Source organism: Paenibacillus sp. JJ1683 (assembly GCF_053006485.1).
In genome coordinates this window covers 723276-735000 of record NZ_CM129820.1, presented here as the reverse complement: position 1 = coordinate 735000, position 11725 = coordinate 723276, and the positions used below count along the sequence as shown (strand labels likewise).

The 11725-nt window shown below is 43.6% G+C and carries 8 protein-coding genes; 1 reads left to right on the top strand and 7 read right to left on the bottom strand.

What is annotated here, in order from left to right; translation table 11 throughout:
- Positions 1-91: 91 nt before the first annotated feature.
- From ACUC6J_RS03315 to ACUC6J_RS03295, 5 genes are all read right to left on the bottom strand, one after another.
- Positions 92-1375 (bottom strand): MFS transporter, encoded by a 1284-nt coding sequence (locus tag ACUC6J_RS03315; protein WP_447249747.1) that lies wholly within the window; start codon positions 1373-1375, stop codon positions 92-94.
- A 121-nt stretch (positions 1376-1496) separates the two neighbouring features.
- Positions 1497-2162, bottom strand: a complete 666-nt coding sequence (locus tag ACUC6J_RS03310) for an ArsR/SmtB family transcription factor (RefSeq protein WP_016819577.1) — start codon at positions 2160-2162, stop codon at positions 1497-1499.
- Positions 2163-2318: 156 nt separating this feature from the next.
- A complete protein-coding gene (locus ACUC6J_RS03305) occupies positions 2319-4661 on the bottom strand; it encodes a glycoside hydrolase family 2 TIM barrel-domain containing protein (protein WP_447249746.1) in 2343 nt (780 codons plus the stop codon).
- An 81-nt stretch (positions 4662-4742) separates the two neighbouring features.
- Positions 4743-5537 carry a Nif3-like dinuclear metal center hexameric protein gene (locus ACUC6J_RS03300; protein WP_447249745.1) on the bottom strand — a complete coding sequence of 265 codons (795 nt, stop codon included), beginning with the start codon at positions 5535-5537 and terminating at the stop codon, positions 4743-4745.
- Between the two features lie 126 nt (positions 5538-5663).
- Entirely contained in the window at positions 5664-6227 is a 564-nt protein-coding gene (locus ACUC6J_RS03295; protein ID WP_447249744.1) for a 5' nucleotidase, NT5C type, read from the bottom strand.
- Positions 6228-6722: 495 nt separating this feature from the next.
- Between ACUC6J_RS03295 and ACUC6J_RS03290 the strand changes: the two genes are divergently transcribed.
- On the top strand, positions 6723-7706 hold the full coding sequence (locus ACUC6J_RS03290; RefSeq protein WP_447249743.1) for a glycoside hydrolase family 5 protein: 984 nt from the start codon (positions 6723-6725) through the stop codon (positions 7704-7706).
- Between the two features lie 117 nt (positions 7707-7823).
- On the opposite strand, the gene ACUC6J_RS03285 is transcribed toward ACUC6J_RS03290, so the two are convergent.
- Both ACUC6J_RS03285 and ACUC6J_RS03280 read right to left on the bottom strand, forming a co-directional pair.
- Entirely contained in the window at positions 7824-10181 is a 2358-nt protein-coding gene (locus tag ACUC6J_RS03285) for a beta-galactosidase (RefSeq protein WP_447249742.1), read from the bottom strand.
- A 76-nt stretch (positions 10182-10257) separates the two neighbouring features.
- Positions 10258-11544, bottom strand: coding sequence for a cellulase-like family protein (locus ACUC6J_RS03280; protein ID WP_447250278.1), 1287 nt, complete (start codon positions 11542-11544; stop codon positions 10258-10260).
- Between the last annotated feature and the right edge of the window lie 181 nt (positions 11545-11725).

The following is an 11725-nucleotide window of genomic DNA, read 5'->3' as shown; positions in this document are numbered from 1 at the left end:
GGACTTTCTCTATTCGATTTTCATGCAAGCTCCTTCCCCCTGACAGTTAGATAAACACAAAAAAACGACTAAATGGTCGTTTTTTGCTAGTCTATGCTCTCTTTGGACGCATCCATAACATGATAGGAAGTAACGCCAGTGCCAGAATTCCTCCCGCATAAGAAAGTATGGAATAGCTTGAATTTGCTACAATCATCCCGGACAGTGCTCCTCCCGAAGCTCCTGCCAAAGCAATAAGTACGTCCACCGATCCCTGTACCTTAGCTTGATTAGATGTTGTTGTCGAATCTACAATCAAAGCGGTTCCGCTAATCAGTCCAAAATTCCACCCTATCCCTAAAAGAGAAAGCGCCACAATAAGCATAACCATTGAATCAGTGGAAGCCAGCGCAGCTACTACGCCAGCGAGAAGTAGCGTTACAGCTGAAGCCATCGCCATCGCTATACGACCAATCTTATCGACAAGAATACCCGTAACCAGGGACGGAAGATACATAGCGCCAATATGAAAACCGATGACTATTCCTACTTCGCCGAGTCCATGTCCATGGTGCTTCATATGTACGGGAGTCATCGTCATAATCGCAACCATGACAATTTGAGTTATTATCATGATTAAAGCGCCAAGAGTAATTCCTTTTCTGCCATCACGAGTAGCCTCAGGATCAGAATTCGACTGGCTTCCTGGTGCTGTCTGATTCGCAACTGCTTTGGCTACCAATAAAGGATCTGGATGAAGAAGTAGCAATAATATTATGCCTGCTAATGTATAGGCTACAGCCGCTAAAAGAAAAGGTCCCGCTAAACTGGGAACTCCAATGGATAACGCAAACTCTCCCGTAACGTTAACTAAGTTGGGACCGGCTACCGCTCCGATCGTTGTAAAGACCATAGCCATACTCGCAGCTGTTGCTCTCTGCTTTGAATTTGCGAGATCTGTACCGGCATAACGAGCCTGCAAGTTTGTAGCCGTTCCCGATCCATAAACAAGAAGGGAGATTAAAAGCAGGGTAATACTGTCCATAAGAGCTGCTACAACGACACCAACCGCCCCAACTCCCCCTGCGATAAAACCAAGTCCCAATCCCATTCGTCGGCCGAATCTTTGGGAAAACCGACCGACGAGAAGTGCTGCAACCGCTGATCCAAGTGTAAATAGTGCTGTAGGAATCCCCGTGAACTTATCCGTACCCAGCATATCCTGCGCCAACAACGCACCAACGGTTACTCCGGCAGCCAGTCCAGCTCCTCCAAAAATTTGAGAGAAAATAACGGTGATAAGCGTACGACGATACAGTTTTCTTTGCTTATCTGAAGATTCCACATAGGAATTGATAAGCGCTTGCTTCTTCTGCGAAGCATTCGTCAAATTCATTAAGGCTAACATCCTCCCCTGATTCCCTACAGAACAGTTATCTATTTTTTCCATCAAAAAGCGACGGTCTTATCGGTCCACTCGACAAGCTACATTTGCAGAACGAAAAACATTCCAAGCTTCATGATCCTGTCACTTCGTTAAGAATAAAGTCGTTCCAATCGTGAACACTCTTATCCAAGTGTCTAGCTTTGAAGCCATGAGCTTGCAACAATTCAATAGCCCTAACCGCCATTAAGCAATACGGGCCTCTGCAATAAGCCACAATCTTCGAGTCGGCTGGCAACAGAGATAACTGCTCCGCTAATTCTTCAATTGGAACGGAAACAGCTCCCGGTATATGAGCAGTTTCATATTCATCTCGCGGCCGTACATCAAGAAGTGTGACCTCCCCTTTTTCCATCCGCATTGCCAATTCTTCCATTGTGACTCCTTCAACATCTGAGAATTGACCCAAAAATTGCTCTTTAATGTGTTGAACTTCTATTAACTGCTTTTCAGACAGGTCATACAATGAATTTAAAAAGTGCAAAACAGATGAGTCAGAAAGTTCATAATAGACAAAGTTTCCTTGCTTTTTGGATTGAACCAACTTAGCCTGATATAGAGTTTGTAGATGCTGAGAAACATTGGCAACGGACATCGAAGTCATTTTAGATAGAACTTCAACTGATTTGGGTCCTTGTATGAGAATATCAAGAATTTCCAACCTTTTCGGGCTGGACAAGCATTTTCCGATCCGTGCGTATTCGGTGAAAAGCCCATCTTTGAAATCTCGTTCGTTCACTATTAAACACCCCATTCACTAAACTATTCAATTAATTACTTTAATATTAATAACGAAATTATAAATCTTCCTTTTTTTTATGTCAATTCTGAAATATATTCAGTTTTCACGCAAAAAAAGCCAGCTGCAAGAGCTGGCAAAAATTCATTTTCTCCTTTATTCCACTTTCAAGCTGATTTCTCCCTGTAATTCCCCATCTGCTGAGGCTTGTAGCAACAGTTCACCAGCTACATCCCCGGATTGTACTATTACAAGACACCTTCCTCTGTGTGTTCGTCTTCCTTTTCCCTTGAAAGGTTCATCACTGGTGAGATCCCCATTGTCTATTCCAAGGATGCGGCCATCACCATGCAGCTCAAAGCTCAAATCAAAATCCCGGTTAGGTACAACGATCCCGTGTTGATCGATAACGGTTACTTCCACATGAGATATCTCATGCCCATCAGCAGGTAGAGTCGCCCGATCAGCCTCCATTTTTAGAGCATAAGGAAGCTCGGCGGTAGTCAGTTCATGTTCACAAACCTGCTGATTCCCATTGCGGCCTATAGCCCGAATTTTGCCTGGTGTATAGGGGAGCTCCCATAGGATTAAATGATTAGGGTAATCAGCCAACTTTCTCTCACCGTATGATTCCTCGTTCACGATCAATTCTACGCTCTCGCAGTTGGTAAAGATAACCAACCGTATCAGTTTTCCTGCGTATTCAGGAAATGTCCAATGATCTTCCATAGCTGGCGATTTCCAGTGCATTGTCCATGTCGGATTATACTCCGATTTCATATGCTCATTAAATACGGCTATGTGCACAACTGGCTGATCAGACCAAAGACTTTGCTGGAGATAAGATACAGGTTTGCGAAACCCACACGTGTCAATCAGGCCGGAGGACCACCCTTTGGAGGGGTAGCTTGTTTCTCCCAAATAGTCGATTCCACTCCAAACAAATTGACCAATCACATAATCATGATTAGCGACATCAAACCAGGGATTCAGGGGCAAATAACCTTTAACCCGGTTATCTTTCCCCCGATAATATGGGAACGTCTCTGTTCCAAGGATAAGCGTATCCGGCATGGCCGCTCTATAGTGCTCGTACCACTGCTCCTGATAGTTCAGCCCCAGTACATCCACTCGTTGGGCCAGTAGCTTGGTATGCTCCACCTTGGCCTCAATCGAACCATCACGCAAGCTGATCGGTGTATTATGCGGCTCAAGCGCGCAGGTAACAGGCCGGGTTGGATCCTTTTCATGGCAAAAGGCAACGAGCTGCTCCAACATGTTTAGCATGGACGGTTGACCTTGGTTCTCCACTTCATTACCAACGCTCCACATAAAAACACTAGGATGATTTCTGTCTCTAACAAGCATGGCCTCCAGATCCTTTGCCCACCATTCATCATATACATGCTCATAGGAAAGAGATTTCCATTTGTCAAAAGCCTCATCCACCACCAAGAAACCCATATGGTCACATAAGTCTAATAATTCGGGCGCCATAGGATTATGCGCAAAACGGATTGAGTTGCAGCCCATTTCCTTCAGCTTCTCCAGCCTTCTCTTCATGGCCGTATCATGGTAAGCAGCCCCTAGACAGCCTAAATCATGGTGAATGCACACTCCCTTCAGCTTCAAGCTGCTTCCATTTAGCAATAATCCTTTTTGAGATTCGAGGATCACTTCTCTTATGCCAAAAGGGATACGATAACGATCCACCTCAGTATTGTCGCAATAGATCGTCGTTTGGGCTTCATAGAGCACCGGGTTGTCCGGTGACCATAATTCTGGTTCTATAACTCTCGTTCTCTGCTCAATTTCCTCTGTTTCAAAGCCCGCAAGAGCTACTCGGTTTTCAATTTTTCCTTTTAGTTGTCCCTGTGAATCCAGTATTTCAGTCTTAATCGTACACTCTACGGCATGCTCATGGTGATTGCTGATCTTAATTCTGGCACTCACCTTGGCTTCATCTGGCGAAATTTCAGGTGTGGTAATAGTAGTTCCCCATTCGGTTACGTGAAGATAATCCGTATAAATCAGCCACACATTACGATAAATACCGGCCCCCGAATACCATCTGTCAGGCGGAAGAAGCGTATTGTCCACTTTGACCGCAATTACGTTATCCTCGTCCCACCGAATATATGGAGTCAAATCATATTGAAAGCTAACATACCCATAGGGCCGCTTGCCCACAAAATGCCCATTGAGCCAAACCTCACTATTACTGTGAATGCCATCGAATTGTATGTATACGCGCTGTTTTGGAGAGGAGGGCTTCACATTAAAATGCTTTCTGTACCACCCAACAGACCACCTGGGCAAATAAGCTTGATTGCCGCCATACAGCATATGTGGATCAAAGGACTTTTCAATACTCCAATCATGAGGGATATGAAGGTCCTGCCAATGCCCATCGTTATAGTCTGTCTTCTCAGCGCCTGTGTAATTGCCTTCTAAAAATTTCCAGTCCGTTCTGAACGGCATAATCACTCTGCTTCCCATTATCTTGCCTCCATTTCATAAAGTAGATGAACGGATATAAACAACAGTGCGGGATGATCATCAGCATAGGTATGTTCTCTCTTACAATATTTCAAACACGGGGCGATCCTCAACAAAGTAGACGGGGAGCGTTGGAAATTGGACGGAAAGTGTTTCAGCAAGATACTTCATACCAGGTGCTTCACTTTCAGCATGTCCCAGCATGATAAGTGCCTTATTTTGACCTTGATAGACAGCGTCTTTCACATATTCTGGTGTTTCCCATTCGGGCCCTTCACCAGCAATGATCAGGTCCACATTTTCATGTAGAAATAATGGGATAGCTAGTTCACCACCTCCCCTATATCCGACTAAGATTCCCACTCGTTCACATGGCATGGATACCTCGCCGGCTACTCGTACATAACGAATCTGAAGTTTGGCTTTCATATATTCAGCGATCTCCTTAACTTCCATAGCCGGAATAGCCAAAATGGCAGAAGAGGGCTGCTGCTTCACAACGTAGCGGTGCCAGTTAAGCGCCTGGAGAAGTCCAACCATGACTCCATCCGGTTGATAACGATGTATGGTGTCATGAAAGCGATAAATACCTACGCCTGAATCAGCGACCAGGCGAGATTTGTGCAAATATACGGGATCATGAAGCAAACATTCCTGCATCCCGTGATGGCTATAATACAGACCTTCATGTGTAATGATAAAATTCGCGCCAAGCGAAATAGCTTGTTCTATCACATATTGCGACGCACAGAAAGCGGTTACAATTCCTTGAATCTCAGTATCCCTAAGCTCTGGGTTAAGCAGATCTACGGTCGTATTGGGTATGTCTATTCCCTTTGTCAGATGAATCACCATCTGCCCCATAGTCATGATCATACATGCATCCCTCCGCATGAAGAATATGTATCAATTGTACCATTTTATTCTATTATGGGGTCTATTATGTCTAGCAAAATAGCCAGCTCCAAGTGAGCTGGCTATTTTACGAATGCATCTATTTTCTTATTTCAGAACTCCCAAAATGGAGTCGATTCGTTCTTTTGCTCCTTGCCAAGATGCCATAACCGGAAACTCATATTGCTCTCTTGCCCTCATATTCCATGGATGAGGAATACAAAGCACTTGCTTCCCCTCCTGCAGTGCAGGCACTAAATTATGAGGACCATCATCAATCAGGAGATCATAGTTAATCAGATTCTTTCGTTTACATGGGAAAAAGTTCTCAATCGGAATGAATGGCATATGCATTTGAAGCCAATTCCATTTCTCCACGACGGTTTTTGGTTCTGCCGCTGTCACAATAATGACATCAAAAGCATTGCAAAGCTTCTCCATTTCTTCTACGACATACTCGTCATATAGCTCAAGTTCCTCAAACAAACCCGGTCGTCCATAAAATACATCATGTGTGCTTTGGGGATGACGTAGATGATCGGTGTTCCAATCTAACATTTCTTCATAACGAAGCGGATGAGTGGGAAATTCACTATTGTTATGGTATATAGCCCGTTTGACGAGATGACAGATCGTATCGTCCATATCGACTGCTATGATTGGTTTTCTCATCATCTTGCCCCTATCCATTCTGGTAAAAGTATTACGAGAATATCATACAATAATTTAATACCGGGGTGAAGCTTGGCATGAAGCTATACTATCGGTTCCTCACATAACTCCTGATAGCTAACCAAACATATCGTTAGGTTGGTTTATATCCAACAAATCAATCATCAAAATAGTTAGGTTTTATTTTATTATTTTTAGCTAACTTATCCTACAGAAAAATCAAGTAAACATATCATAATAGAGAGAAAAGTTATAATAAAACCTTTATAAATCACACTTCAATAAGAAACCTATACAGATATGATCTGAAAACAAAAATAAATTAAAAAAATCAATTGAATAACAAAAACACAAATGGTAGAATAACGAAAAATAACTAATAACAAAAATGAAAGCGCTTCATAATGTGTTTAGCTTACTGCTATTACATACTTGCCCCCCTACTCCACCTCTATATAGCAGGAAGTTGAATAATATATTTAGGGAGGAATAAAAGTGAAAACATTGTTAAGAAAAGCATTATTGTCTGGACTCGCTGGTCTGCTTATCATGATTGGTTTGGGGGGATTCTTCTCCAAGGCGCAAGCTGCTTCAGATTTTTATGTAAGCGGTACCAAATTGTATGACTCTACAGGCAAGCCGTTCGTTATGAGAGGCGTCAATCATGCTCACACTTGGTACAAAAACGATCTTTATACTGCCATCCCAGCCATTGCCAAGACAGGTGCTAATACCGTTCGGATTGTCCTTTCTAACGGAACACAATACACCAAGGATGACATAAATTCCGTAAAAAATATTATCTCCCTAGTCACAAGTTATAAAATGATTCCTGTACTTGAGGTTCATGACGCTACGGGTAAAGACGACTATGCGTCTTTGGATGCGGCTGTGAATTACTGGATTAGCATAAAAGATGCCCTGATCGGCAAAGAAGATCGGGTTATCGTGAACATTGCGAACGAATGGTATGGCTCTTGGAATGGAGGCGGCTGGGCAGATGGGTATAAGCAAGCGATTCCCAAGCTGAGAAACGCAGGTATCAAAAATACGCTCATCGTCGATTGTGCTGGTTGGGGGCAATATCCTCAATCTATCAATGACTTCGGTAAGTCTGTATTTGCAGCTGATTCTTTGAAGAATACGGTATTCTCCATCCATATGTATGAGTTCGCTGGTAAAGATGTTCAAACAGTTCGAACCAATATTGATAACGTTCTGAATCAAGGACTCCCTCTGATTATTGGTGAATTTGGCGGTTACCACCAGGGTGCAGACGTCGACGAGACAGAAATCATGAGATACGGCCAATCCAAAGGCATAGGCTGGTTAGCTTGGTCCTGGTACGGTAATAGCTCCAACCTTTCTTATCTTGATCTTGTAACAGGACCTAACGGCAATCTGACCGATTGGGGCCGCACTGTGGTAGAAGGAACCAACGGTATCAAAGAAACATCGAAAAAAGCCGGTATCTACTAATAGCAATATAGGAAAATAAATGTAATAGACTCATGGTTGAACCACCATGAGCTATTACATTTTTATACTTCGTATTAAAAGTACTCGCTGAGCGTCTTTGATCTTACACTTTCTGGGTTATACAGTGATTTTGATTTCATACACAGGCACTATGCTGACCGCGCCAATGTTCGCGATTCGTTCCTCCGTTGTCTCTTTCCAGCCAGCCATGGTTGTATTGCTGTTTACAACCCTGCCCTTTCGAATTGGAGAAACATATACGTACATCCCTCGCTCGATGAGCCGATGTTCAAATGATTTTAAACCTATTTCCCAGGTCGTATGGTTGCAGAAATTATCGTGAATGAGTTCGCCATCAATAAATGCATAACCGATATCTCCCGTATAATTGATACGCAGCAGAGCCTCTTTGATCCCATCAAGGGCATTTTTTTCAAAATCAAGGACGAATTTATCATTATTCACCCTTTTCAGATGGAAGTGTATTTCTTTCTTTGGAACTCTTAACTGATACGTTGTAAATAATTCACTTTCTGTTGTTGCAAGCAACTCTCCACCGGATATGGATGTGATTGAGTCGTCAAAATCCGGGAATACACTGAGTGTTACAGTCTCCTGATCTGTTGATTCCAGTCTTATCTCTGCTCCAGATACAAGTAAATTGGCACTTGTAAAGATAACCCTGTCCCGACCTTGCAGGTTGACCTTCCAAAACTCCAAGCTTTGTTCATCAGTCATCGTATAGATGGCGACTTTTTGGCCACTTTCAGATACCAGGCGAATGACACTCTCTTCTTCTTCAGCAACCTGAATGATCGTATTCCCATCCAATTGTTCTATCAAACCTTTGTCGATTGTGGCACGGATGATATCTTTTGATTCCAATGCATACGTTCCTTTCATCCCGTCTGGTACAAAGAAAAAATAATATATTTCTCCATCCTCTTCTATCCTTGTTATCAGCTGGGCTGTTGCATATTTGAGCTTTATTCCATCCAAATTGAGGTTAAAAGGCAAAATAGCGAAGCTATCCCGTCCTAATGTCAGTTCACCTTGACTAGGGATTACAATCGTTTCCTCAGGCAGCTCAATGCTTACATTGAAATTGCACAGGTCGTAATTTTCAACATGGTCCTGAAAATTATTTAGAAACAGGTACCCCGCCCCGGCACTGGAGCGAATCGCATATCGTAAGGTATCCACATCATATGGGTCCATTGGGGACGTGTCCTCTGGCAAAATAGTCTTCGTCAGAGAGAATTGCTTTTGAAACGTTGAAAGAAAATAATGCTGTAGCTTTGTTCTTCGGTATGACTCCCTTATTTGACCGAATTCTCCAATCATGGCATTGAAATCATAGGATATTTTAGGTGTAGCCATATCGTTTGTGAACGGGTTAACCTTACCTCGCGGATTGGAACCCCCATGATACATATAGTATCCGATCAGGTTACAGCCTTCTGCAACCTTCATGACAGTCATCGCTGGAACACTGCGATAGGGAAAGGCAAACCGGTATTTATAAAACTGAACCATACCGCCACCCATTTCGCAGCAAGCGTACGGATAGTCTTCCGGGGCGTATAGGGGCTCAAAATTGTAGCTTTTCGGAATCTTGTTATTATGCTTGTCTCGGAAAATGTATTCCGGTGTCGCAGGATGCTCATCCTTCCCCTTCAACCGTTCCTCTTCATAATAGATCCACGGCCAGTAGGCATATCCGCCCCATAAGGGCAGCATATCAGGAACAGGCGTTGTCGCTCCTCCCCATCCTGTACACGTATAGATCGGAGTATCAATCCCCGCTTCCAGAGCTATTTCTTTAAGTTTTAACATATGTGAATTACCGTCACTCCCAGAGTTTAACCACATATCATTAATTCCTACAGTCAATCCCCACTGAGCAGAGGAATGATGATGCTCGTTTTCGATTTGGGTGCCGATGATCGGCCCCCCCTCCTTATATAACAACCCTTGAACCTGAATACCGATTTCGTTATACATTCTTCTCGTATAAAACAAATATCCCTCATCATTAGAACGAACCTCAAATGGGCGGCCAAATAGCCAATCCGGTATACCGCCGTTTCGGATTTCGCCATGATTGAAGGGTCCGATTCGGATAATGACATAGAGCTGATGTTTGCCACATAACTCAATAAAATAGCGGAGGTTTTTGTTCGCACTCCAATTAAAAATACCTTCGACTTCTTCATGTAAATTCCAAAAAACATAAGTCGCAATAATATTGACGCCACCCATTTTTATTTTAATAATTTCGTCTTCCCAATAGCGTTCATCATAGCGTGCATAATGGAATTCACCACAAATCCCGAAAAAAGGCTCTCCATCCTTCTCCATAAAATAGTTGGTGAAGCCGATTTGTTCTCCCTTTGGATTGATGCCGCCAAGTCTGAGTTGGCCTTTCACAATATGCTTATGATCATCTTGGACCGTAATTCGATAGTTTCTCATGAGTTCACTCCCCTCAATCGTTCATATTGAATGACACCAGCTATCTCAGAGACAATAGATTGTCTAGGAGGAACCTCTAATCTGAATTTAGGATAAATTGGTTCCACTTGCGCTGCCAGGCTATATCATTCCAGAACGGATGATGCGGAGCACAGTTGGAGCAGAGGGTCATTCCCCAGAACCCCAGTGCCATTCCTTTTCGCAACACATATTCGGCTATATATTTACCAACCGGGCCTTCTTCAAATTGGGCATGCAGGGGCGTATAGCCTACATATCCTTCTCCTATGACAATTGGAATACCGGAACGACGGGTCCACTCATGAATCTCCTCCAATCGGGAGTCGGCCTTCTGCAACATGGCCATTTTATGATCTCCGTACCGATCGTACAAAAATAAATCCCATTGATCCGGATCTACCCAGTCGTGTAAATAAATAAGCCTCATCCCAACGGGATTGCCCTCCATCCGCCATTTCTGCTCTGGGGGCAGGTCCCACTCTGCAAATGGAGGAGCATCTTCCCTCAATAGAGATTGGACAAATGGATTGGGGAATGGCGCCAACTCATCATCAAGCCCCGCCGTTTCCATCAGCTCATTCAGCACCCCTTTAATATAAAGATGAAAATGGGCCACCTGCATATTGCGCGCGACGTAAGCTTTGGGGTAGGCTTCATTTAACGTATAGCTGGCTGTCATCATAATATCTGGATGGCTTTGGCGAAGATATTCAATCGCTTCTTCTACGTAGGGCTGCATTGCTTCAATAAGCGCTGGTATGTTTGTTTCCGCTATGCCTTCAGACGTTCCGACAGCGTTTAACTGCCCAAACTCCACTTCGTTATGTAACTCTGTATAGATAATCTGATCCCTATAGCCTGCTGCTGTAACAAAACGAATCAACTGATCCATTGATTTTGCAATCGTCATGAATCTTTCCTTAGGTGGGATCGCAGCTAATTCATCTCTAAGCTCAGCATGGGCCAGGAAGGTCGGACTCTGCTGATATTCCCAAGAGGATAATATAATGTAACAATTATGAGCCTTTGCCTGTCTAAACAGTTCGAGCAAATGAGCATGCCCATCCAGCACTGCACCGCCGCGACAGTTATACCAGCGCGTACGCTGGCCCACTTTTCCAAGACTCGCAAACTCCAATGGACCTGGGCGTTTGCCATCCACCGTAAACAACATAAAGGGCATAGCGCATATTCGGATCGTATTGTATCCTCTTTCGACCGCTTCCTGAAAACGAGCTGCCAGGTCGCTGTAGGGCTCCCCCTCCTGTGTCATGGTATACCAAGAGAAGTCCCACATCGTGATCGTCAATTTACGCGGTACATTTCTCATCAGATTACTCATGTGATTTCCTTCCCAGCTCCAGTCCATAGGGTTCAATGCTCCTTAATCTACAAGCCTTCCGCAGCCCTTCTACAGCCTGTTCACTTTGACCGGTTACCTTCATTTTCAATTCATCACTCCCTCATAATCGCTCTTATATCAAAGCTTACAAGTAAGCGGTATCACAGACAATTGACAATCC